Genomic DNA, 23,621 nt, shown 5'->3' with positions numbered 1-23,621 from the left:
TCACCCGCGCGAACGGATGCGTTCACCGCAGGGTCAGGCCGAGCCCCGAAGCTGAGGCCATGAGACGCTTCCTCACTGCCGGCGCGGTGACGGCTGTTGCCGCTTCCGCGCTGTTCGTCGCCCTCCCCGACCCCGCCGACGCGCACCCTTCCCGCAGCTTCGACCTCCAGGCCCACCGCGGCGGGCTCGGGCTGGTCGTCGAGAACACCTTGCCCGCCTTCGCGAACGCCCTCGAACTCGGCGTGACCACCCTTGAGCTCGACATCCAGATCACCGAAGACGGGCATGCCGTGGTCACCCACGACCGCCGCGTGAGCGGCGGCAAGTGCCTCGACACCGCACCCGCCTTCGAGGGCGACCCGGAGTACCCGTACGTGGGCGAGTACGTCAAGGACCTCACCCTCGACCAGGTCCGCACGCTCGACTGCGGGAGCCTCGTCCAGGCCGCCCACCCGAACCAGGAGACCAGTCCCGGCGAGCCGATGCCGCTGCTCAGCGAGGTGTTCGACCTCGTGCGCGACTACCACGCTCGCGGCGTGAAGCTCAACATCGAGACCAAAGTGGAGGCCGGGGCGCCGCATGAGACCGCGCCGCGCGAGGCCTTCGTGGAGGCCGTGGCCGCGGACATCCGTGAGGCGCGCATCAGCCGCCAGGTCACGATCCAGAGCTTCGACTGGGGCGCGCTGATGCTCATGAACGCGACCGCGCCGGAGCTGCCGATCGTCGCGCTCACGAACATCTCGTTCCTTCAGACCGGCCAGGCCGGGGCCTCGCCCTGGCTGGGCGGCATCGACATCGACGACTTCGGCGGCGACCCGATCGCCGCGATCGACTCGTTCGGCGCCGACGCGTTCTCGCCCGTCCACGGCTCGCCGCAGAACGGCAAGGTCACCGACCCCGGCTATGTGCCGTACGTGACCGAGGCGATGGTGGACCACGCGCACGACTACGGCATCGAGGTCGTGCCCTGGACCGTGGACGACGAGGCCACCATGCGCAAGCTCATCGACGACGGCGTGGACGGCATCATCACCGACTACCCGGACGTGCTGCGAGAGGTCATGCGGGACTACGGCTTCCGCCTCCCGAAACGCTACTGCGACCGGTAGTGACCGAACTGTGACACGGTGACGACTCGGTCTCGGTAGAGACCTGTTTGCTCACCGAGCCATCACGGTTCGGCCACGAGGGGAACCGAAACGCTGAATCGGCGGTCTCATGGAGGTGACCCGTTATCCCGAGTGAGAAGGGAACCCCTCCATGAGACGCCACCAAGTGGCCGGTATTCCGGCTGCCCTCCTGCTGTTCGCCCTTGCCGCCTGCACCGCCACGAACGGCGGCGAATCCGGTGCCGCGCAGGACATGGGCGCGGCCGAGCCCCCGGCCCCCGACGAGACGTACGGCGCCAATGAGCCGGTGTCCCCGGCCGACGATCCTGAATCGACGTTCGCCGTCGACGTTGACACGGCCTCCTACGACTACGCGCGGCGCTCGCTCGAGGACGGGGTCCTGCCACCGGCCGACCAGATCCGGCCCGAGGAGTTCGTGAACTACTTCGACCAGGGGTACGCCGAGCCCGAAGGGAGCGGCTTCGCGGTCAGCGTCGACGGGACCGAGCTGCCGGACTGGTACGACACGGGCGACGCGACCCACGTGATGCGGGTGGGCCTCCAGACGCAGAGCGCGTCCGACGAGGATCGCGCCGACGTGAACCTCACCTTCGTCATCGACGTCTCCGGCTCGATGGAGGGCGACCGGATCGCGCTGGTCCGGGACTCGCTCGACCTGCTCGTCAGCCAGCTGCGGCCGACCGACTCGGTCGCGATCGTCACGTACGAGTCCGATTCCGAAGTGCTGCTGGGCATGACGGACGTGGGCGACGGGGAGGAGCTGCGGGCGTCGATCGACGACCTGTACGCGCGCGGCTCCACGAACATGGAGGCCGGCCTGCGGGACGGCTACGAACTCGCGGGCGAGGTCTTCGACCCGGCGAAGGACAACCGGGTCATCCTCCTCTCCGACGGCGAGGCGAACGTGGGGATCACCGAGCACGACGCGATGCTGGAGGCGCTGGGCGAGGAGATCGCCGAGGGCATCACCCTCCTCACGGTGGGGGTCGGCGACTCGTACAACCAGGAGCTGCTGGAGCAGTTGGCCGACAACGGCGACGGCTGGGCGGTGTACTTCGCGACCGAGACCGAGGCGGAGCGGGTCTTCTCGGAGCGCCTGACCTCGACGCTCGGCGTGGCCGCCCGGGACGCGAAGATCCAAGTGACGTTCGATGACGCGACGGTCGCCGAGTACCGGCTCATCGGCTTCGAGAACCGCGCGATCGCCGACGACGACTTCGAGGACGACGAGGTCGACGGCGGCGAAGTCGGCCCGGGGCACAGCGTGACGGCGCTGTACGCGCTGACGCTGACGGGAGATGCCGGTGACGTGGCCACGGTCGGCGTGCGCTGGCAGGACCCGGAGGGCGAGCACACCGGTTCCGCGGAGGCGTCCCTGCCGGTGAACGTCCTGGACACGGACCCGGACGCGCATTTGAGCGTCGACCTGGTCGCGGCGGCCTTCGCCGAGGTGCTGCGCGGGAGCGCCGACTTCGACTGCGAGTCGCTGCTGCAGGCGGCTCGGGAACTCGCCGAGACGAGCGAGGACCCGGACGTGGAGGAACTGGCGGCGCTGATCGCCATCGCCTCGGAACTGGGGGCGTAGCGGCGGGGCTCGCGGGCGGGCGTTCGGGGGTTCGCGCAAAAATTGAGCGCTGCGACCTCCGACCGCTAGCCGCTCGGCAGGTTGCCGAGGTCGCGACGCGTATCCGCTGGTCCTGACGTTTTTGAACACGTTCGATCTTGCCTTCTGCGGCCTTGTGAAAGCATTCACAAGAGCGTGTGTTCGGCATTTCGAAGCCGTAGCTTCAAAGCATGGATGCAACCCAGCTCCTCGCCCAGGCGTCCGATGTGGTCGCCGCCGCAGACCCCGCAGGGCTCATGCCCGCCCGCCAGCAGATGGCGCTGTCCCTCGGATGGCACATCATCCTGGCCTGCTTCGGAGTCGCGTTCCCCGCCATCATCTTCGTGATGCACCTGCGCGGCATCCGAAAGAACGACCCCGTCGCGCTCAACCTCGCCAAGCGCTGGGGCAAGGTCTCCGCCGTGCTCTTCGCGATAGGCGCGGTCTCCGGCACCGTCCTCAGCTTCGAGATGGGCCTCCTGTGGCCCGGCCTCATGGGCACCTTCGGCGACGTGCTCGGACTCCCGTTCGCCTTCGAAGGCCTCGCGTTCTTCCTCGAAGCGATCTTCCTCGGCATCTACCTCTACGGCTGGGGCAAGATGCCCCCGAAACTCCACCTGCTCATGGTGCTGCCCATGGCGATCACCGGCGTGATCGGCACCTACTGCGTGCTCGCCGTGAACGCCTGGATGAACGCGCCCACCGGCTTCGACATCGTCAACGGCGAGGTCGTGAACATCGAGCCGTGGGCCGTCCTGTTCAACCAGCACGCCTTCCTGGCCTTCGGGCACATGTGGCTCGCCGCGTACATGGTCGCCGGCTTCTCGATCGCCTCGGTCTACGCCGTCGGCATGCTGAAGGGCCGCCGCGACCGCCACCACCGCCTCGGCTTCATGGTCCCGTTCGCCTTCGCCACCATCGCCGCCCTCGCCCAGCCGTTCGCCGGACACTTCCTCGGGCACGACCTGGCCGAACGCCAGCCCGCGAAGCTCGCCGCGTTCGAATTCGCCGACGAGACCGCAGACGGGGCCACCCCGCTGACGATCGGCGGCATCTACATCGACGGCGAGGTCAAGTGGGCCATCGAGATCCCGTACCTCTCCTCGGTCGCCTCGCTGAACTCGTTCACCGAACCCGTTCCCGGCCTCGACCAGTTCCCCGAGGAGGACGAGCCGCCGGTCAACTTCGCGCACTACTCGTTCCAGGCGATGGTCGGGATCGGATTCCTCCTCCTGGGAACCGTCGCGCTGTTCTGGTTCCTGCGCTGGCGCAGACGCGACCTGCTGAAGAACAAGTGGTTCCTGCGGTTCACGGCCCTCAGCGGGCTCCTTGCGATGACCGCGATGGAGGCGGGCTGGATCGCCACCGAAGTGGGCAGGCAGCCGTGGATCGTCTACGGCGTCATGCGCACCCCCGAAGCCGCCGCCGACCACTCGGCCGGGCTCTGGGCCGTCTACGGCGGCTCGATGCTCCTTTACGGCGGCATGACGATCGCCGCGATCGCGATCCTGCGCTCGATGGCCCGCCGCTGGCGCGAAGGCGCCGCCGACCTGCCGAGCCCGTACGGGCCGAAGCTCCTGACCGCAGACGGGCCCGCCGAGGTCCGCGACTGCATCGATGAAAAAGACGGCCCTGGCGAGAAGGACGGCACCGCCGCCCCGGCCGCCGACGCGAAGGAGACCGCACAATGATCTCGCTCGAGTTCGCCGTCGCCGCAGCACTGTTCGCCGGAGTCGTCGCCTACGCCGTCTTCGGCGGCGCGGACTTCGGCTCGGGATTCCACGACCTCACCGCCGGCGGCGCCCGGCGCGGCGCTCCACTGCGGACGCTCATCGACCACAGCATCGGCCCCGTCTGGGAGGCCAACCACGTATGGCTCATCTACGTGCTGGTCATGTGGTGGACCGGGTTCCCCGAGTCGTTCGCCGCCACCATGACGACCCTCTACGTGCCGTTCGTGTTCGCGCTCATCGGCATCGTGCTGCGCGGCGCGAGCTTCGCCTTCCGCAAGTACAGCGAGACCCTCTGGCAGGCGAAGCTGTTCGGCGTCGTCTTCGCGACCTCATCGGTGCTCGCACCGTTCTTCCTCGGCACCATCGTCGGAGCGCTCGCCTCCGGTCGGGTCCCGGCGGGCGGCAACGGCGACCCGTGGTCGTCGTGGATCAACCCGACCGCGCTGTTCACCGGGTGCATCTCGGTCGGGACCTGCGCGTTCCTCGCCGCGACCTTCCTGACCGCCGACGCCGCACGACGCGGCGAGACCGCGCTGGCCGCGAAGCTCCGAGTGCGGTCCCTTGTGGTCGGCGCGGGCACGGGGATCGTGGTGTTCGCCGGGCTCATCCCGATCGAGCACGACGCGCCGACGTTCTGGGACGGCCTGACCGGCCGCGCCGCGCCCGTCATGGCGCTCTCGGCGCTGGGCGGCATCGCGACGCTGGTCCTGCTGTGGCGCGGGCGCTTCGGCCCGGCCCGATTGACCGCCGTGATCGCCGTGGCGGCCGTGATGGCCGGCTGGGGGATCGGGCAGTACCCGTGGGTGCTGGTCGACCAGGTGAGCATCGCCGAGGGCGCGGGCGCGACGGCGACCCTGCAGGGGCTGCTCGTGGCCGTGGGCATCGCGGCGGTGATCGTCGGGCCGGCGCTCGGGTACCTGTTCTACCTGACGCAGTCGCCCGAATGGAACGGCGAGGCGGGCGGCGGCGTCAAAGCCGGCGAGGGTGGTCCGATCCGCCGCGGGGCCGCGCACTGGAGCAGTCGGCTGGGGAACTGACCGCTTCGAACGAAGCTTTGCTCCTGCGGTGGATGGGAGGGAGGGCCGGGCGCGCCAGTGCCCGGCCCTCCTTGGTGTTGCGGTCAGTGCGTCAGATGCTGAGGGACCAGCTGTTCAACGTGCCGCTCGAACCGCCCGAATACGTGTCGGTGACGCGCAGCGTCCATGTGCCCGAACGGTTCTCGGAGGACAGATTGACGCTGTAGGTGGTGGCGATGTTCGCACCGGAGCCGCCGGCGGCCTTGAGGGTGCGGCTCGTGCCGTCGGGGGCGATGAGCGCGATGGTGATGTCGCCGCTGTACGGGTGGGTGATGTTGACCGTGACCGAGCTCGTCGAGGACGCCGTCCCGGTGCAGGACAGGGGGATGGTCGAGTTCAGCGGCGAGCCTTCGGGGATCGCGGCGGCGGTGGTCTTCGCGCCGGTGCAGTTCGTGGGGGTGCCGCCGCCCGAGCCGCAGTAGTTCGTCAGGTGCGACTGGATCGCCGACTTCTCGGCCGCGTCGATCGACAGGTTGTAGAGGTATTTGACGTGCGTCCAGGCTTTGACGTAGTCGCAGCGCAGGCCGGTGGTGTTGACGGGCATCCACTCGGCGGGGTCGTAGTCGCTCTTCGAGGAGTTCGCGGAGGTCGTGGCGATCCACAGCTGCGGGGAGTTGATGTCGTTGGCGAAGGCCTGGCGCTGCGCGGTGGTCCAGGACCAGGCTCCGGAGGCCCAGGCCTCGGAGAGGGCCACGACGTGGTCGATGGTGGCGTTGGAGACCGTGGTCGTCCAGGTGTTGTCGAAGTCGGACTGCCAGTTGCCGGAGGTGGGCTGGCAGCCGTCGCTGGTGACGACGTTCTGGCCGTCGCGCTTGAGCACGTGCTGGCGGGCGGTGCAGCTGCCGGTGCCGCTCACGGACTTCCAGTGGGGGAAGAGGCTGCGGTCGTAGGTCGAGCCGTGGGACTCGGCGGCGACGGTGAGCGCGTTCAGTTCGGACTGGGCGGTGGCGGTGGACGGGATGCCGGGCGGGCGAACGGCTTCGGCGGGCGCGGCGTCGAGGACGACGACCGAGAGGACGGCCAGCGCGGTCGCGGCGAGCGCGGCGAGGGCGCGGCGGGCGGGGAGGGTCCAGGACGGCATTTCGGCTCCTGAGGTGAGGCGGTCGGGGGTGACCGGCGGGCCGGTCGCGGAGACTGGTGCTGCGTGACATGTCACATGGCATCGGAGGTGGATGCCGGTCGGCCTGCCCGGGGACGGATGGGACGCAGGCCTGAAATGATCAAATCATGGGATGATCGGCTATGGCAACAGTCACAGTAGATTATTCACATTCCCGACACTGCTCGGTCGGTCGAGTGCGAGACGGCGTTCGCCGAACGATTCAGGGGTGCAACGGCAACCGCCCGCACCAAAGAGCGCGGACGGAGGACCGTCGGCGAGAGATCGAGGGTTGCAACCACGACCGCAACCACCACCACAACCACCACTACAACCGCCCGCACGGACAGGCGCGGGCGGTCCTGTTCGAGAGGTAAGGCGCGGTCGCGGCACGCGCCTGGGGGAATCGGTGTCGCACCGGTGGGGCAGAGTTGAATCGGGGGCGCCTGCGAATGTCCGTTTCGCCGGGACGCTCCGTTCACGTTTCGGCCGTGATCCGCTGTCGCACCCTTGCGGGACAATGAAATCGGGGGGTCCCCGGGTGTCCGATTTGCCGGGACCCTCCGTTCACGTTCGGGCCCCGGCGATCGCACTCCGCTACTGCAGGTCGCTACTGCACGTCGCGCCTCGGGTTGAGCTGGTCGATGAACCACACGTCCACCAGGTCGCTCACGATGGCGCGCACCGGCTCCGAGGCCTCCTCGATGGGCTCGCCGTCGGTGCGGCCGATGACCACGTACATCAGGTAGTGGCCGTAGGTGTTGTAGCCGACCATGGTCGCGGCGCGGCCGAGTTCCTCGGCTTCGCCGTCGGTCCGCAGTGCGGCGAAGCCGCCTTCGAGGCCCGCTTCGATCTCGGCGCGCAGCGCATCCGCCTCGGCCGTGTCGGCCAGGTTGAGGACGCCAGCGGTCGCCGCGTACTCGCCGTCGGGGTTGATGAGCGTCGCGCGCACGGTCTGGGTGCAGTCGGCGTCGGCCAGCAGCTCGGCCAGCTCGTCGAGGCCGGCGTCGGCGCAGTTCGAGAGTTCTTCGGTCTCAAGGACCTTGTATTCGCCGGTGCCGCCGGCCGGGGTGATCGAGTTCGCGCCGAACAGCTCTTCGGTCGAGATCGGCTCGGTGTCGGTCGCGCGGCTGGCGATCGGGTCGACCACCTCGGGCGCGGCCTCCGTGTCGTCCGCTGCGGACGGCTGACCGGCGGCAGGCTCCGCGCTCGGCGCGGCCGGGTCGGGTTCGCCTTCGCGGAGCACGATGTACGCCCCCGCCGCGCAGGCCCCGACGACCGCGATCGCACTCACGATCACCAGCGCGACCAGCCACCACTTCGTGCGGCGCCGGGCGCGCTGGGCGGCTCGCCGGAGCGGGCGCGAGGCCTGGATCTGGTCCAGGTGCTCCTCCATCTCCTCTTCGGGCGAGCGCCGCGTGTGCGTTCCCGTGCCGAGCCGCACGGTCGGCGTGCGGTCCTCGGGGCTGAGCCGAGTCGTGGGCGCGCGCATCTGCGAGCGCTCGTCGTACTCCGACCAGTCGAATCCTGGATTGTCCGGAGGCCGGTGCGCCTGCGTCTCCTGGGGAACTCCGAACGGTGACGGGCCATGTGCCATGGAGGCAGCTTAGACCCGGGCGGCGCTGAAACCGGGAAACGTTCCCCCGGGAGAAGGACGGCGTCGAGCGTCGTTCATCTCCCCGGGTGACGAGCGGTGCCACGTGACATATCACGTGTCACATTGCAGGCCGGGGACTTGAGCGGCGGCGGTCATCGCGGCGCCTTGTCGGTGGCATATCACGTGTCACGCGGCACGGCAGGGCGCGCGAACCGGCGCAGGTCTCTAACCGGCCGATCCGGGCGATCCGCGCAGGGCGGGCAGGCGACAATGGTCGGCATGTCCAAAGGCCCAGCCGACCAGCCAGAGCACTACTTCAGCGAGCAGCCCGCCGTCGACGACCGCGAGCGCACCGTCGAGTTCACGCTCGACGGCGTCGAATACAAGCTGACCTCCTCCACGGGGGTCTTCTCCGGCTACCGCCTCGACCCCGGCACCAGCGTGCTGCTGAACAAGGTCGTGCCGCCCGACGCCGCCGGGACCTTCCTCGACCTCGGCTGCGGGTACGGGCCGATCAGCGCCGTGCTCGCCCAGCGGGCCGACGCCGAGGTCTGGGCCGTCGATGTGAACCGCCGCGCCCTCGACCTGACCCGCCGCAACACCGAGAAGGCCCCTGGCAAGGTGCGTGTCGCCGCGCCCGAGGACGTGCCGGCCGACGTGCGGTTCGACGAGATCTGGTCCAACCCGCCCATCAAGGTCGGCAAAGAGGCCCTGCACGAACTGCTCGAGACCTGGCTCCCGCGCCTCAAGGACGGCGGCGTCGCCTGGCTCGTCGTCTCCAAGCACCTCGGCGCCGATTCGCTCGCGCGCTGGCTCACCGGCAACGGCTGGGAAGTCGACAAGCACGCGAGTGCCAACGGCTACCGCGTCCTGAAAGTCGAACGCGCGGAGGCATAGCGGCGCGGACCGCCCGTCCCGAGTCGGAGTGGGACGGGGCGCGCCCATTGCGCGCCTCGGGTAGTCGGCGGACGCCGACGAATCGGTTGATCGAAATGTGCGGATAAACTGTCGCCGGTCGGGCCGTGAGCGGGCCGACCGTACTGCGTCGGTCCGGCAGGACTGGTTTGCATCGTTGTAGAATTCTCGCGGACCGAGGAGGTGCGATGGCGGCGACTTTGCGCGATGTCGCGAAACTGGCAGGCGTCTCATTCAAGACCGTTTCGAACGTCATCAACGACTACCCGCACGTCCGCCCCGCGACCAGGGAGAAGGTCGAGCGCGCGATCGCCGAGCTCGGCTACAAGCCCAACCTCAACGCCCGCAGCCTGCGCTCGGGCCGCACCGACACCATCGCCCTCGCCGTCCCCGAGCTCAACCTGAGCTACTTCGCGGAACTCGCCGGGATGGTCATCGCCGCCGCCGAGGAATCCGGCCTCACCGTGGTTGTCGAGCAGACCGGCGGCGACCGCGACCGCGAACTCGCGCTGCTGCGCAGCCCCCGCCTGAGCATGACGGACGGCCTCATCCTCAGCCCGCTCGGCATGGGCCAGGAGGACGCCGACGCGCTCGACGTCCCGTTCCCGCTGGTGCTCTTGGGAGAGCGAACCTTCGACTGGCCGTGCGACCACGTGACGATGCGGAACGTCGAGGCCGCCCGCGCGGCCACGGAGTACCTGCTCGCCTCGGGCCGCCGCCGGATCGCCGTCATCGGCGAGTACGAGGGCGAGGTCATGGGATCGGCCCGGCTCCGCCTGCGCGGCTACCGCGAGGCGCTCGCCGCCCACGACGTGCCGTACGACGCCTCGCTCGTGGTCCGCGCGACCCTGTGGCACCGCGCCGACGGCGCCCGCGCGATGCACGAGCTGCTCGAACGGGACGTGCCGTTCGACGCGGTCTTCGGTTTCAACGACACGATGGCGCTCGGCGCGATGCGCGTCCTCCAGGAGGCCGGCCGCCGCGTCCCCGAGGACGTGGCCGTGATCGGCTTCGACGACCTTGACGAGGCCGCCTACTCGATTCCCTCTTTGACCACAGTGGACCCAGGCCGGGAGTGGCTGGCGCGCACCGCACTCGAGACGCTGCTCGAACGCATCGCCGAGGTCGGTCCGAAGCAGCCGCCCCGGACTGAACTGGCGGACTTCACGATCGTCGAGCGGGAGTCCGCGCTGCGGGACTGAACGGCGCCCCGGCGACCGCGGAACGTGCTCCGCGCGGCCGACTGTGCGGCGCCGAACGCCGTCGTCCCCGGTCCCTGAACGAGACCGCGCGGCGGATCACTGATCCGCCGCGCGCGACTGGGTCGGTCCGGGAGCGGCGAGGCGCCTGGCGTCCGCCGCTCCCGGCATCCGCTACTGGATGCCCTCCTTCACGAGCCGCCACTGCTGGCAGGTCGCGCCGGTCGCGGTCCACTGCTGCGCGACCGCGCCGTCCGCAGTGGAGCACCCGTTGATCTCGAGCAGCTTGCCGCTGTTGGCGTTCGCGAACGTCCACCAGCCGCCGCTGGTGGCGGCGTTCCACGACTGCGTCGAATTCCCCGTCGAGCCCCACTGCACCGCGTCGACCCCGTCGGCGGTCTGCGCGGACGGGATCTCGAGGAGCTTCCCGCTGTTGCGGTTGGTCAGCTGCACGGTGGTGCCGCCGCTGACGGTCCACCGCTGCGTCGCGTGGTTCGTGTCGCCCCACTGGCCCGTGGCCGCACCATCGGTCGTCAAGGCGTTCAGCACCTCCAGGTACTTGCCGCTGTTGCGGTTCTGCAGTTGGAAGACCGGCGCGAGCGCGCTGCTGGAGTACAGGTGGATCGCATCCAGCTCGGCGAAGTTCGTGCCCTTGGTGAACCGGATGGTGTTCACGCCCGCGTTCAGCGTGACCGTCTTCTGCGCCCAGGCGTACCGGCCCCAGTCCACAGTGGCCGGGTAGCTGATCGACGAGCCGGAGCCGCTGTTCACGCTCACCGAATGGGTCGCGGCCGAGCCGAAGCCGTTGTCGTAGCGGACGTTCATCGTGTAGGTCCCGGCGGTCGGCACGTTCACGGTGAACTGCACGTAGCTGCCGCTGTTGTTGATGCTGCCGATCTTCGAGCCGTTCGAGGCCTGCACGTGGTTGACCGCCGCGACGTCGTTCAGGGTCGCGTTCTCGGCCTCGTACTGCTGGGCGTCGAGCGGGATCGAGCCGACGCGGATGTCGTTGAGGTCGGTGACGGTGTTCTCGACGTTCACGGCCTGGTAGAGGGTGCGGCCGTCCGCGCTGTAGTCGATGCCCTGCGCGAACCCGCTGAAGTTCCCGCCCTGCGTGTCGCTGGCGTCGTAGGTGACCGCCATCGGCAGCCGCTCCCACGGCCCCTCGCCGAGGTTGTAGTTCACGTAGAAGTTCTGGCCGCCGTCGATGTTGCCGTTGCCGTCGAGCGACCACTTCGAGGCCACCACGACCATCCCCTTAGGACCGCCCGAGGGCACCCACTTGACGTACGGGGAGGAGCCGATGCCGCGGCCGTCGGCCAGCTTGATCTGCGTGCCGATGCTGTTGGCGGAGCCCCAGTTCAGGCCGTCGGCCGAGATCTTGTAGTAGACCGGCGCGGTGTTCTGGGACTGGCTGGGCCGGTTCACGACCTCGAAGGTCGCCATGTAGCGGCCGTCCGGCAGCTTCGTCACGGTGATCATGCCCGGCCGGTCGCTCTGGTTGGTCGGCGCCGAGACGTTGACCAGGGAGCCCCAGGTCTTGCCGCCGTCGGTCGAGCGGCGGTAGGACACGGCCTGGAGCACGCCGTTCGACTTCTGGCGCTCGTCCGAGTAGTACGCGGCGAGGCCGCCGTTGCCGTCGATCGCCAGCGAGGGCTCCCACACGGTGGTGGTCGTCGAGGAGGGGGACGGGTCGTAGACGGCCGGGCCGCCCGAGTCGATCGTGCTCAGGTAGCTCCAGCTCGTGCCCTGGTTGGTGCTCTTGTACACCACGAGGCGGCTGCTCGAGCGGTTCTCGGGCATGATCATGCCCGCGAGGAGGATGGTGCCCGCCGTGAGGTCGCCGGTGGTCTGGGTGACCTCGTAGAGGAACGGCTGCGAGGTGCGGGTGAGCGCCGGGAAGGTCGCGCTCGGGTTGACGTCGGCGACATGGGTCCAGCTGGTGCCGTTGTTCGTGCTCCGGTAGATCGGGTAGACCTGCACGCCGTTCTGGAGTACGAGCTTGTCGAAGGTGACCAGCTGCGTGCCGTTGGCGCTGCCGCTGTTCTTGAGCACGATGATCTTGGCGTAGGTCGTGCCGGCGGGCGTGCCGCCTTCGGGGTTGAACGAGCTGCCGGCGGCGGGGGAGTACACGAGCGCGCCGTTGCCGGTGGTCACGGCCGCGGCGGGGGACGGGGTGAGCCCGACCGAGGCCGCGACGACGGTGAGGAGGAGGGCGGCGGCGGCGAGCAGGGCGCCGCCTCGCCTGAGGGTGAGGAGTTGCGGGCTTCGCATGGCGACATCCAATCTTTACAACGTTGTATCATGCGTGCGGGACATCGTATGGCCATCAATGCCCGCAGGTCAAGCCCTCGGTCGCGAAAGTGATCACGGATCGGAAACGAAGTGGCAATGATCGGCGGGTCGCGTTGACAGGCTCGGCGCGGCGGGCGTACGATTCCCGGACTTACAACGTTGTACAAACGGTTCCCCCAGTACAGGACCCCCTCGACGTTGTTCGTACCAACTGCATGCAGCACCACCAATTGACAGCGCCGGTTGTGACAGCACAGCTGCGTTGGGAGGGAACTGAAATGAAACGCAAAACGGTACTCATCGGCGGCGCCGGCAGCGCCGCGCTGGCCTTCCTCGGCTCCGGATGCTCGGGCGGCGGCGAGACCGGCGGCCCGGCGACGCTCACGTTCTGGCACGGCTACACCGAGGCGGACGGCGACGTGCTCCAGGGCATCGTCGACGACTTCAACGCCTCGCAGAGCGACATCACGGTGAACACCGAGGTCAAGACCTGGGCCAGCATCGACGACACCCTGCTGACGGCCCTGTCCGCCGGCGAGGGCCCCGACATCGTCGCGATGCCCGCCGAGCGGCTCCCGGTGTACGCCGACAAGGGCGCTTTCGTCGAACTCACGAGCTTCTACGCCGACGACTCCTCCAACACCGCGAACCTCATCCCGGGCGCGGTCGCGATGATCGAGGTCGAGGGCACCAAGTACGGCGTGCCCGCCGGGTTCGTGCCGCTGGCCGTCTACTACAACACCGCGCTGTTCGAGGCCGGCGGCGTCACCGAGTTCCCGGCCACCTGGGACGAATGGGTCGCCGCCGCCAAGCAGCTCACTGTGGACGAAGACGGCGACGGTACGCCCGAGCAGTACGGGGTGGTCCTCCCCGACCACGCCACAGTCGCCAATGGACTCTGGCCGTCCCTGTTCTACGGCAACGGCGGTGACATCGTGAGCGAGGAGATCGACGCGGTCATCGACTCGCCCGAGAACGCCGAGACGCTCGAGTACTGGCGCAAGGCCATTGTGGATGACAAGATCTCGCCCACCGGCATCGACGGCGTCGGCGCCGACGAGCTGTTCGGCGCGGGCAAGGCCGCCATGACGATCGGCGGCCCCTGGATGGCCTCCATCGCCGCCGAGAACGGCATCGAGTGCGCCATCGCCGCGATCCCCGCCGGGCCCGCGACCCAGGCCGCCTCCGCCATCGGCATCTCCATGGCCGTCACGGTGGACGCGGACGACAACGCCCGCGCCGCCGCCGAGCAGTTCTTCGCGTTCTTCCTCAACGACGAGAACGCCGCCGCCTGGTCGCTCGGCTCCGGCTGGCCGCCGCTGCGCACCGACGTGCCCGCCGAAGCGGTCAACTCGAACCCGGTCGTCGCCTCGCTGACCGAGATCGCCGATCTCGGCCGCCCGCTGCTGCCCGGCGTCGTCAACAGCGTCGACGTGCTCGCCGCCGTCGACGAGCTGACCCAGCGCGCCATCGCGGGCGAGGACATCGCCGGACTGCTCGCCGAAGCCCAAGCGGCCGTCCAGGGCGCGCTCTAGCCGCTCAGCCGGCACGACGTCCGAACAGGACAGCGACCGGCGGGGACGCCGCCCCTCGGCGTCCCCGCCGCACCAAGGGGAGTGAAGGAGACCATGACCACCGCACCACCGACGGGCCGCCGGTACCGCCCGCCCGCACCGCTGGGCGGACGCCGCCGCGCCGACAGTCCCATGCGCCGCACCGCCAAAGCCGCCGCGTTCCTCGCCCCAGCCCTGATCGTCCTCGGCGCGTTCACCATCTGGCCGATGCTCTCGGCCCTGCGACTGTCCTTCACGGACGCCAGCGGCTTCGGCGAACCCGAGTTCATCGGCCTGGAGAACTACATCGGGGTCTTCACCGACCCCGACATCCTCAACGCCGTCACGAACACCGCGCTCTACACCGTGCTGTTCACGCCCGTCGCGGTCGTCTCCGCGCTCGGGCTCGCGCTGCTGCTCAACAACCCGCGCCTGCCCTTCCGGGGCTTCTTCCGCACCGCCCTGTTCGTGCCCTTCGTGGTCTCGTTCTCCGTGGCCGCCTTCGCCTGGAGCTACCTCGTCGACCCGCAGGTCGGCCTGCTCAACTACTGGCTGCGCGGCCTCGGCATCCAGATCGGCAACGTCCTGGAGGACCCGCACCTGGCCATGCCCATGGTCGTGCTCGTCGCCGTCTGGAAGCTCTTCGGCTTCTACTTCGTGATCTTCCTGGCCGGCCTGCAGGACATCCCGACCTCGGTCTACGAGGCCGCCCGCATGGACGGCGCGGGGGCGTGGTCGCGCCTGCGCAACGTCACCCTCCCCATGCTGTCGAACACGATGGCGTTCGTGCTCATCTTCGCGATGATCGCCGCCCTCCAGGCCTTCGACCAGATCTACGTGATGACCGGCGGCGGCCCCTACGGCAGCACCCAGACCCTCGTCATGGAGATCTACGAGTCCGGCTTCCGCAAGCTCGACATCGGCTTCGCCTCGGCGCTGTCGTACGTGCTGCTCGCGGCGACCCTGCTGCTGAGCCTCGCGCAGTTCGTGTTCTTCGGCCGCAAAGAAAAGGACCTGGCATGAGGACCAGACTGAAGGCGCCCACGCCCTCCACCGTGCTCGCGACGATCGCGTTCGTCGTCGTCACCGCCCTGGTGCTGCTGCCGATCGCGATCATCGTGCTCACCGCGTTCAAGCCCGCGGCCGAGGTCAACGCCTACCCGCCGAGCCTGCTGCCCGACGTCTGGACGCTGGACAACCTCAAGACCGTGACCTCCGACCTCCCGTTCGCGCGGCTGGTCGGCAACAGCTTCGTCTTCGCCGGCGGAGTGACGCTCTTCGCGCTCGTCTTCGACTCGCTCGCGGCGTACGCCCTGGCGCGCCTGGACTTCACCGGGCGCCGGCTCCTGCTCATCGTCATCATCGCGACGCTGATGATCCCGTTCCAGGCCACGCTCATCCCGCTCTACCAGCTCGTGGCCGACCTCGGCTGGGTGAACACGTACACCGGGCTCATCGCGCCGCGCGCCGCCGACGCGTTCGGGATCTTCTTCCTGCGCCAGTTCTTCCTCGCGCTCCCGCGCGACATCGACCAGGCCGCGCGCATCGACGGCGCGGGGGAGTTCCGGATCTTCCGGTCCGTCGTGCTCCCCAACGCCGTCCCCGCCCTGCTCACCTTGGGGCTCTTCACCTTCGTCAACAACTGGAACGACCTGCTGTGGCCGCTGGTGTTCACCACCGACGCCGAGATGGGCACCATCACCTCCGGCCTGACGCAGCTCACCGGGCCCAGCGGCATCGTGCCGCACGGCGTGATGATGGCCGGCTCGCTCATCGCGATCCTGCCGCTCGTCATCGCGTTCCTCTTCATCCAGCGGCGCTTCATCGAGAACATCGCAACGACAGGACTCAAATGACCGGCTCTCCCAATTGGTACCGCGACGGCGGCCTGCACTTCGCCGTCGGTATCGAGGACACCTTCGTGCCCCAGGCAGGACCGGGCGAGCGGCCGATCGACGAGTACGAGCTCACCGAGCACTACGAGCGCTGGCACGCGGACCTCGGCCTCGCCGTCGAGGCGGGCGCCGAACTCGTGCGGTGGGGCGTGCCGTGGCACCGCATCCAGCCCGAACCCGGCCGCTGGGACTGGGACTGGCTCGACCGCGTCATGGACCGCTACTCGGAGCTGCAGCTGCGACCCATTGTGGACCTGATGCACTACGGCACTCCACTGTGGCTGGAGCGGCAGTTCGCCAACGCGGACTACCCGAAGCTCGTCGCCGAGTACTCCGCGCGCGTCGCCGAGCGCTACGCGCACCTGGGCGTGTACGACTACACGCCGGTGAACGAGCCGATGATCCACGCGCTCTTCTCCGGCGAGTACGCCTACTGGCCCCCGTACCTCTCAGGGCCGCAAGGACTCTCGACCATGGTCGGGCAGCTCGCCCGCGGCTTCGTGCTCGCCCAGCGCGCCATGAGCGACGTCCTCGGCGACCGCGGCGTCTTCGTCCACGTGGACGCCGGCATGCGGTACGTCGGCGACATCGACGCACCCGAGCACCGCGAGCACGCGGCACGCCTGAAGCACCAGGTCTTCCTCGTCGAAGACCTCGTCACCGGCCGCGTCGACGACGCCCACCCGCTCACGCCGCACCTGCGCGCCTACGGCTGGGACGACGCCGACCTCGCCTGGTTCGCGGAGGACCCCGTGCACCCTGACGTGATGGGCGTCAACTACTACCCGCGCCACTCGACCGAGGTATTCGAGGCCGGGGTCTTCCACGGCGGCGGCTTCCGCGACCCGCGCCCGACCCGCGACGACGGCGTCACCGGCCTGAACGAGCTCATTCGCGAGGCCCACACCAGGTACGGGGCGCCGGTCATGCTGACCGAGACGTGCGTGACCGGCTCGGTCAAGGAGCGGATCGACTGGCTCGACGAATCCGTTGCGGCGCTGCACGACCTGCGCGGCTCCGGCGTCGAGGTGGTCGGGTACACGTGGTGGCCCCTGTTCGACATGTACGAGTGGACCTACCGCCACTCCGAGCAGCCGCGCGAGGCGCATCGGCTCACCATGGGGCTGTGGCGACTCGAGGAGCGAGCCACCGGCCTCGAGCGGGTGCGGACCGACATCGTCGACCGCTTCCGCCGGCACGCGACAGGCGCGTAGCCGGAGCGGGGAGCCGGTCAGGGATGTCCACTACCTGACACCGCACTTGCGAAAGCGTCTCGCGATGACGTAGCGTAACGGCCGTAAACGAATAACACCCACGGGAGTCCGATGCATCGGGCTGAGAGGGGACTTGGTAGTCCCGACCGTCGAACCTGATCCAGATCATGCTGGCGCAGGGAGAAGGAGCTGTGCGTGCGCGCTACTCGTCTACCCCGACTTCACGTCATCACCGACACCCGCGTCCTCGATGCGGCACCCGTTGGCCCCCTTCACGATCCGATCATCGCCACCGAGGCCGCCCTGGCGGCAGGGGCCCGGCTCGTCCAGATCCGGCCCGAGGACCACTACACCGACCGGGCGGCCTTCGACCTCGCCGCCGCGATCGCCGCACTCTGCGACCAGTACGGGGCGGCGTGCCTGGTCAACGACCGGGTGCACATCGCCCAGGCGGTCGGCGCGGACGGCGTGCACCTCGGAGCCGACGACCTCCCGATCGACGCCGCCCGCCGCATCCTCCCCCCCGCCTCGATCATCGGCGGCACCGCTCGCGACCCGGAATCGGCACGGGCCGCCCGGCGGGCCGGCGCCACCTATCTCGGTGTCGGGCCGGTCTGGGGGACCACGACGAAAACCGGTCTGCCCCAGCCGATCGGACTCGAAGGCCTGGCCGCCGTCTGCGAGGCCGTCGACCTCCCGGTGATCGCCATCGGCGGCATCACCGCCGAACGCGCGGCGCTGTGCCGGGCGGCCGGAGCCCACGGCGTGGCGGTCGTGGGCGCGATCGCGGCAGCCGCGGACCCGCGCCAAGCGACCGTGGAACTCCTTGAGGCCGTGGGCGAAAGCCCGACAGCGGGACGTGAGGACGACAGCCGGAACACCCGTACCGCAGGCGATTCGCGGAGCGAACGCGTTCGAGCCGTCGGCGCGGGGCACACCGAGGAGACTCCTGATACCGGCCTCTTGCGAGGGGTGGGCAGGGCCTGATGCGCATCGCCATCGTCGGCGCCGGATCGATCGGGCTCGCCGTCGCGTGGCGGGCCGCCCAGTCCGGCGCCGAGGTCGTCGTGCACGACCCCGATCCGGGCTCGGGCGCTTCGCGCGTGGCCGCCGGCATGATCGCCCCCGTCACCGAATCCCACTACGGCGAGGAAGCGCTCGCCCCGTTCATGGCCGAGTCGGCCGACGCCTGGCCCGGTTTCGCCCGCGAACTCGAAGCGGCCTCCGGCCTGAAGATCGGCTTCCGCGAGGTGCCGACGCTCGTCGTCGGCGTCGAAGACGGCGACCGCGCCGAGGTCGACCGGCAGGCGGAGCTGTATCGGTTCACCGCAAGGAACGTCGAGACGCTGTCGCCGCGCGCCGCTCGCAAGATCGAGCCGCTGCTGAGCCACCGGGTGCGCGGCGGCGTGCTCGCGCCGGAGGACCGGGCGGTGGACCCGCGAGTAGTACATGACGCACTACTGATCGCGGCGCAACGAGCCGGAGTGGTACTGCGGACCGAACGGGTCGACGACCTCGCGGCGATCGACGCCGACCAGCTGGTCATCGCCGCCGGATGCGGATCGGCGAGATTCCTCGGCGCCGCCTGGCATCTGCCGGTGCGGCCGGTGCGCGGCGCAGTGCTGCGGCTCCGGGCCGTCGGCGACCAGCCGATGCCGCGCACCACCGTCCGCGGCTTCGTCAAAGGCCGCCCGATCTACATCGTGACGCGCGAGAGCGGCGAGGTCGTCGTGGGCGCATCAAGCGACGAACGCGGGTTCGACCGGCGCACCGGCACGGCCGGAGCCGTGCACGACCTGCTGCGACTCGCGATCGAACTCGTGCCCGAGATCGCCGAATACCACCTCGCCGAAGTGAGCGTCGGCTTCCGCCCCGGCACCCCGGACAACCTGCCGCTCATCGGCCGCCTCGACACGCGGACCGTCGCCGCGACCGGCCACTACCGCAACGGCATCGCCCTCATCCCCGCGACCGCCACCGCAGTCGTGGCCCTGCTCGACGGCAACGAGAACGCGGCCCCAGCGGCCTTCGACCCGCTGCGCTTCGGACCGGTGCCCGACCGCCGCTCGGACGGCCCGCGGCGGTTCCAGCGGTCGGAACGCCAGCATGCGCCGAGCGGCTCCGAAGCGGCCGAATCCACACCCACCCACGAGGAGGCTGACTCATGAAGATCGAGGTCAACGGCGAAGCGCGCGAAGGCATCGCCACCATCACCGACGCGGTCGCGGCCGTCACCGCCGCCCGCCGGGGCATCGCCGTGGCGCTCAACGGGGAAGTCGTGCCGCGGTCCGAATGGGACCGCCCGCTCACCGACGGCGACGCCGTCGAAGTGCTCACCGCGACCCAAGGAGGCTAGCCATGGACCAGCACACCACCGCCCACACCGCCCGCGACGCCGACCTGAAGATCGCCGACAAGACCTTCACCTCGCGCCTCATCCTCGGCACCGGCGGCGCCGCCAACCACGCCCAGCTCGCCGAGGCGATCACCGCCTCCGGCACCGAACTCGTCACCGTCGCACTGCGCCGGGTCGACCCCGGCGCGTCCGGGTCCATTCTCGACGTCATCGAGCGATGCGGCGTCGAACTCCTCCCCAACACCGCCGGGTGCTTCACCGCCGAGCAGGCCGTGCGCACCGCCAAGCTCGCCCGCGAAGCCTTCGGCACCAACTGGATCAAGCTCGAGGTCATCGGCGACGAGGACACGCTCCTGCCCGACCCCGTCGAACTCCTCGACGCCGCCGAGACCCTGGTCCGCGACGGCTTCACCGTGCTGCCCTACACCAGCGACGACCCCGTGCTCGCCCGCCGGCTCGAAGACGCCGGGTGCGCCGCGGTGATGCCGCTCGCCGCGCCTATCGGCACCGGCCTCGGCGTGCGCAACCCGCACAACATGGCGCTGATCTGCGAGAACGCCAACGTCCCGGTCATCTGCGACGCCGGGATCGGCACCGCCTCCGACGCCGCGCTGGCGATGGAGCTCGGCTGCTCGGCGGTCCTCCTCGCCACCGCGGTGACCCGCGCGGCCGACCCCGCGCTCATGGCCGCGGCGATGCGCGACGCCGTCAGCGCCGGCCGCGCCGCCCGCCTCGCGGGGCGCATCCCCAAGCGCCACTTGGCCAACGCTTCGTCCAGTTTCGACGGGATGGCCGACCTGTGAGCCGCACGGAACCTGGGAAGCGCCAGCCGCCCGTGGCCTTGACCATCGCCGGATCGGACTCCGGCGGCGGCGCGGGCATCCAGGCCGACCTCCACACGTTCGCCGCGCACCGGGTGCACGGCACCAGTGTCGTCACCGCGATCACCGCGCAGAACACGCGCGGCGTCACCGCCGCCGAGTCGGTCGGGGTGGATCTGGTTCGGGCGCAACTGGACGCGGTCCTCGGCGACTTCTCGGTCGTTGCCGTCAAGACCGGGATGCTCGGCGGCGAGGCGCTGCTCGCGCTCGTCGCGCAGTACGGCGAGGCCGGGCGGCTGCCGAACCTCGTGGTCGACCCGGTGATGGTGACGACGACCGGCGACTCGCTGTTCTCGGGCGACCCGGCCGCGTACCTCGCGCGGCTCGGCCCGCTCGCGACCGTCCTGACGCCCAACCTGATCGAAGCGCGACAGCTGCTCGGCCGCGAGATCACCACTGTCGACGACATGCGCGAGGCCGCCCGAGCCCTCGCGACCTACGGGCCGCGGGCGGTCCTGGTCAAAGGCGGCCACCGAGAAGAGGCCGCCAGCGGACCGGCGCCGTCCGGCGGCCTGCACGAAGACGCATTGGCGAGCGGCGGCCACCGCGAGCACGGCGGTACGCGCGGTTCGGATGAACCCGGCGGAGCCCGAAGCGGCCGTGGCGAGACCGGCGGCGCTCCGCGCAGTTCCGGCGAGGCCGCCAGCGCCGCAGGCGATTCGGGCTCGGCGATCGACGTGCTGTGGTGCGACGGGCAGATGCTCGAATTGGCCGCGCCGCGCGTTGCGACCCGCAACGACCACGGGACGGGGTGCACGCTCGCCTCGGCGATCGCGGCCCGGCTCGCGCTCGGGCACCCACTGCCGCAAGCGGTCTCGGGTGCGAAGGCGTACGTGACCGAGGCATTGCGGGCCGCGGCCGACTGGCGGCTCGGCCTCGGCCCGGGACCGGTCGATCACCACCATGCGCATTTACGGCTCGCGGCCATCGCCGAAGCCGCGCGTCGCGAGCTTCGCCGGTGTCCGGAGTGCGTCCGGCCCGCGGGCGTCGCCGGTATCCGGTGGGCTTCCGGCCTGCGAGCGTCACCGCGGCCACGCGTCGCGAGCGTCGCCGGTACCCGGCGCGCTCCCGGCCTGCGGGCGTCACCGCGGCAAAGGGACGCCGAGCGGTCCGTGTCGGCGCAACCGGATCACGGTGGCGGGCGGTCTTCGCCCGTTGCCATGGCCGGCCGCTCCGGCGCAACCGGACGCAGGCGGACTTCGCCCGATGCCATTGCGGGCCGCGGGCCGCTCCGGCGCAACCGGCAGGCCGCGACCGTCGCGGTCGTCTTCCGAAGCGCCGCTTGGTTTTCGGGGACACGAAGGCGCCTCGGCCCGAGTGGCCCCCCGGATTCAACCCTGACAGCAGGGTCTGACACTGCCGCGCCGCTCACGATTCGAACAGTGCGCGCGGACCGATCGAGATTCACACTGAACCACTGCAAGGAGACAGCATGAACGCCAGAAGCAAGGTCTACGCCGAAGGCCCGCGTCCCGACATCCAGGTGCCGTTCACCCAGGTGGAGCTGGCCGGTGGCGAGCCGCCGGTGCGGCTCTACGACACGTCCGGGCCCGGGTCCGACCCCGAGGTCGGGCTGCCGAAGCTCCGCGCCGCCTGGATCGCCGAGCGCGCCGATGCCGCGTCGAGCAAGATCGAGCACGGCGGCAACGAGATCGACTGCCCGACCCAGCTCCACTACGCCAAGCAGGGCATCGTCACCCCCGAGATGTCGTTCGTCGCCGTCCGCGAAGGGCTCGACGCCGAGTTCGTGCGCGCCGAGATCGCCGCGGGCCGGGCGATCCTGCCCGCCAACATCAACCACCCCGAGACCGAGCCGATGATCATCGGCAAGAACTTCCTCACCAAGATCAACGCGAACATCGGCACCTCCGCCGTCTCCGACTCCGTCGCCGCCGAGGTCGAGAAGCTCACCTGGGCCACCAAGTGGGGCGCCGACACCGTCATGGACCTCTCCACCGGCAAGCACATCCACGAGACCCGCGAGCACATCATGCGGAACTCGCCGGTCCCGATCGGCACCGTCCCGCTCTACCAGGCCCTCGAGAAGGTCAACGGCGACCCGGTGAAACTCAACTGGGAGGTCTACCGCGACACCATCATCGAGCAGGCCGAGCAGGGCGTCGACTACATGACCGTCCACGCCGGGGTCCTCCTGCGGTACGTCCCGCTCGCGGCCCGCCGCGTCACCGGGATCGTCTCGCGCGGCGGCTCGATCATGGCCGCCTGGTGCCTCGCCCACCACGAGGAGAACTTCCTCTACACGAACTACCGCGAGCTGTGCGAGATCTTCGCGAAGTACGACATCGCGTTCTCCCTCGGCGACGGATTGCGCCCCGGCTCCATCGCCGACGCCAACGACGACGCCCAGTTCGCCGAGCTGCGCACCCTCGGCGAGCTCACCCACATCGCCTGGGAGTACGACGTCCAGGTCATGTGCGAAGGCCCCGGCCACGTGCCGATGCACAAGATCAAGGAGAACGTGGACCTCCAGCAGGAGCTCTGCGGCGAGGCCCCGTTCTACACGCTCGGCCCGCTCACCACCGACGTCGCGCCCGCCTACGACCACATCACCTCCGCGATCGGCGCGGCCATGATCGGCTGGTTCGGCACCGCGATGCTCTGCTACGTGACGCCGAAGGAGCACCTGGGGCTGCCCAACCGCGAGGACGTCAAAGAGGGCGTGATCGCCTACAAGATCGCCGCCCACGCCGCCGACCTCGCCAAAGGCCACCCCGGTGCGCAGGCCTGGGACGACGCGCTCTCCAAGGCCCGCTTCGAGTTCCGCTGGCAGGACCAGTTCAACCTCTCGCTCGACCCCGACCGGGCCCGCGAGTACCACGACGAGACCCTCCCCGCCGAGCCCGCGAAGACCGCGCACTTCTGCTCCATGTGCGGCCCCAAGTTCTGCTCCATGAAGATCAGCCAGGAACTGAAGGCGTACGCCGAGCAGGGCATGGCAGAGAAGAGCGACGAGTTCACCGCCTCCGGGGGCAAGGTGTACCTCCCGGTCGTGGACGCCGCCTGAGCCCGCACCGGTCGGCGGCCCCCGCCGACCGGTAGGCCCGCTGGTGGGGG

General features: G+C 69.9%; 18 protein-coding genes, 1 pseudogene and 1 riboswitch. Of the genes and pseudogenes, 16 read left to right on the top strand and 3 right to left on the bottom strand.

Going from position 1 to position 23,621, the window contains the following annotated elements:
• The first annotated feature begins 59 nt into the window (after positions 1 to 59).
• From QWI33_RS09445 to QWI33_RS09430, 4 genes are all read left to right on the top strand, one after another.
• Positions 60 to 1,109 carry a glycerophosphodiester phosphodiesterase family protein gene (locus tag QWI33_RS09445; protein ID WP_289957005.1) on the top strand — a complete coding sequence of 350 codons (1,050 nt, stop codon included), beginning with the start codon at positions 60 to 62 and terminating at the stop codon, positions 1,107 to 1,109.
• 151 nt (positions 1,110 to 1,260) lie between these two features.
• A complete protein-coding gene (locus tag QWI33_RS09440) occupies positions 1,261 to 2,715 on the top strand; it encodes a vWA domain-containing protein (RefSeq protein ID WP_289957004.1) in 1,455 nt (484 codons plus the stop codon).
• A 209-nt stretch (positions 2,716 to 2,924) separates the two neighbouring features.
• Entirely contained in the window at positions 2,925 to 4,424 is a 1,500-nt protein-coding gene (locus tag QWI33_RS09435; RefSeq protein WP_289957003.1) for a cytochrome ubiquinol oxidase subunit I, read from the top strand.
• Positions 4,421 to 5,503, top strand: coding sequence for a cytochrome d ubiquinol oxidase subunit II (locus QWI33_RS09430; protein ID WP_289957002.1), 1,083 nt, complete (start codon positions 4,421 to 4,423; stop codon positions 5,501 to 5,503). The genes QWI33_RS09435 and QWI33_RS09430 overlap by 4 nt, the downstream gene beginning before the upstream one ends.
• A 91-nt stretch (positions 5,504 to 5,594) precedes the next feature.
• Here QWI33_RS09430 and QWI33_RS09425 read toward each other — a convergent pair whose 3' ends face one another.
• Together QWI33_RS09425 and QWI33_RS09420 are read right to left on the bottom strand one after the other, a co-directional pair.
• A complete protein-coding gene (locus tag QWI33_RS09425; protein ID WP_289957001.1) occupies positions 5,595 to 6,623 on the bottom strand; it encodes a proprotein convertase P-domain-containing protein in 1,029 nt (342 codons plus the stop codon).
• A 628-nt stretch (positions 6,624 to 7,251) separates the two neighbouring features.
• Complete coding sequence (locus tag QWI33_RS09420) at positions 7,252 to 8,238, bottom strand: hypothetical protein (RefSeq protein ID WP_289957000.1); 987 nt, start codon at positions 8,236 to 8,238, stop codon at positions 7,252 to 7,254.
• Between the two features lie 279 nt (positions 8,239 to 8,517).
• On the opposite strand from QWI33_RS09420, the gene QWI33_RS09415 reads away from it, so the two are divergent.
• Together QWI33_RS09415 and QWI33_RS09410 are read left to right on the top strand one after the other, a co-directional pair.
• Positions 8,518 to 9,135 carry a class I SAM-dependent methyltransferase gene (locus QWI33_RS09415; protein ID WP_289956999.1) on the top strand — a complete coding sequence of 206 codons (618 nt, stop codon included), beginning with the start codon at positions 8,518 to 8,520 and terminating at the stop codon, positions 9,133 to 9,135.
• A 206-nt stretch (positions 9,136 to 9,341) separates the two neighbouring features.
• Positions 9,342 to 10,355 carry a LacI family DNA-binding transcriptional regulator gene (locus QWI33_RS09410; RefSeq protein WP_289956998.1) on the top strand — a complete coding sequence of 338 codons (1,014 nt, stop codon included), beginning with the start codon at positions 9,342 to 9,344 and terminating at the stop codon, positions 10,353 to 10,355.
• A 171-nt stretch (positions 10,356 to 10,526) separates the two neighbouring features.
• Here QWI33_RS09410 and QWI33_RS09405 read toward each other — a convergent pair whose 3' ends face one another.
• Complete coding sequence (locus QWI33_RS09405; RefSeq protein ID WP_289956997.1) at positions 10,527 to 12,626, bottom strand: RICIN domain-containing protein; 2,100 nt, start codon at positions 12,624 to 12,626, stop codon at positions 10,527 to 10,529.
• A 299-nt stretch (positions 12,627 to 12,925) separates the two neighbouring features.
• Here QWI33_RS09405 and QWI33_RS09400 point away from each other — a divergent pair, with 299 nt between their 5' ends.
• The 10 genes and pseudogenes from QWI33_RS09400 (at position 12,926) to thiC (ending at position 23,571) form a co-directional block, all read left to right on the top strand.
• Positions 12,926 to 14,182 carry an extracellular solute-binding protein gene (locus QWI33_RS09400; RefSeq protein WP_289956996.1) on the top strand — a complete coding sequence of 419 codons (1,257 nt, stop codon included), beginning with the start codon at positions 12,926 to 12,928 and terminating at the stop codon, positions 14,180 to 14,182.
• 93 nt (positions 14,183 to 14,275) lie between these two features.
• The gene (locus QWI33_RS09395; RefSeq protein ID WP_289956995.1) at positions 14,276 to 15,223 is read left to right on the top strand and encodes a carbohydrate ABC transporter permease; all 948 of its coding nucleotides are present in this window, start codon (positions 14,276 to 14,278) and stop codon (positions 15,221 to 15,223) included.
• Positions 15,220 to 16,056 carry a carbohydrate ABC transporter permease gene (locus QWI33_RS09390; RefSeq protein ID WP_289956994.1) on the top strand — a complete coding sequence of 279 codons (837 nt, stop codon included), beginning with the start codon at positions 15,220 to 15,222 and terminating at the stop codon, positions 16,054 to 16,056. Before QWI33_RS09395 ends, QWI33_RS09390 begins: the two co-directional genes overlap by 4 nt.
• Positions 16,053 to 17,309 carry a family 1 glycosylhydrolase gene (locus QWI33_RS09385; RefSeq protein WP_289956993.1) on the top strand — a complete coding sequence of 419 codons (1,257 nt, stop codon included), beginning with the start codon at positions 16,053 to 16,055 and terminating at the stop codon, positions 17,307 to 17,309. Before QWI33_RS09390 ends, QWI33_RS09385 begins: the two co-directional genes overlap by 4 nt.
• Positions 17,310 to 17,399: 90 nt before the next feature.
• A riboswitch (TPP riboswitch) is annotated at positions 17,400 to 17,508 on the top strand.
• A gap of 29 nt (positions 17,509 to 17,537) precedes the next feature.
• Positions 17,538 to 18,146 (top strand): annotated as a pseudogene (gene thiE, locus QWI33_RS09380) (thiamine phosphate synthase); the annotation flags it as partial.
• A 149-nt stretch (positions 18,147 to 18,295) separates the two neighbouring features.
• Positions 18,296 to 19,477, top strand: a complete 1,182-nt coding sequence (thiO, locus tag QWI33_RS09375) for a glycine oxidase ThiO (protein WP_289956991.1) — start codon at positions 18,296 to 18,298, stop codon at positions 19,475 to 19,477.
• A complete protein-coding gene (gene thiS / locus QWI33_RS09370; RefSeq protein WP_289956990.1) occupies positions 19,474 to 19,665 on the top strand; it encodes a sulfur carrier protein ThiS in 192 nt (63 codons plus the stop codon). The genes thiO and thiS overlap by 4 nt, the downstream gene beginning before the upstream one ends.
• 2 nt (positions 19,666 to 19,667) lie before the next feature.
• Positions 19,668 to 20,468, top strand: a complete 801-nt coding sequence (locus tag QWI33_RS09365; RefSeq protein ID WP_289956989.1) for a thiazole synthase — start codon at positions 19,668 to 19,670, stop codon at positions 20,466 to 20,468.
• Between the two features lie 32 nt (positions 20,469 to 20,500).
• Positions 20,501 to 21,982 carry a bifunctional hydroxymethylpyrimidine kinase/phosphomethylpyrimidine kinase gene (gene thiD, locus QWI33_RS09360; RefSeq protein WP_289956988.1) on the top strand — a complete coding sequence of 494 codons (1,482 nt, stop codon included), beginning with the start codon at positions 20,501 to 20,503 and terminating at the stop codon, positions 21,980 to 21,982.
• Positions 21,979 to 23,571, top strand: a complete 1,593-nt coding sequence (gene thiC, locus QWI33_RS09355; RefSeq protein ID WP_289956987.1) for a phosphomethylpyrimidine synthase ThiC — start codon at positions 21,979 to 21,981, stop codon at positions 23,569 to 23,571. Before thiD ends, thiC begins: the two co-directional genes overlap by 4 nt.
• The last annotated feature ends 50 nt before the right edge of the window (positions 23,572 to 23,621 follow it).

Source organism: Glycomyces tritici (assembly GCF_030403505.1).
The sequence above is the reverse complement of the archived record's forward strand: the minus strand, read 5'-3'. Positions and strand labels throughout refer to the sequence as shown.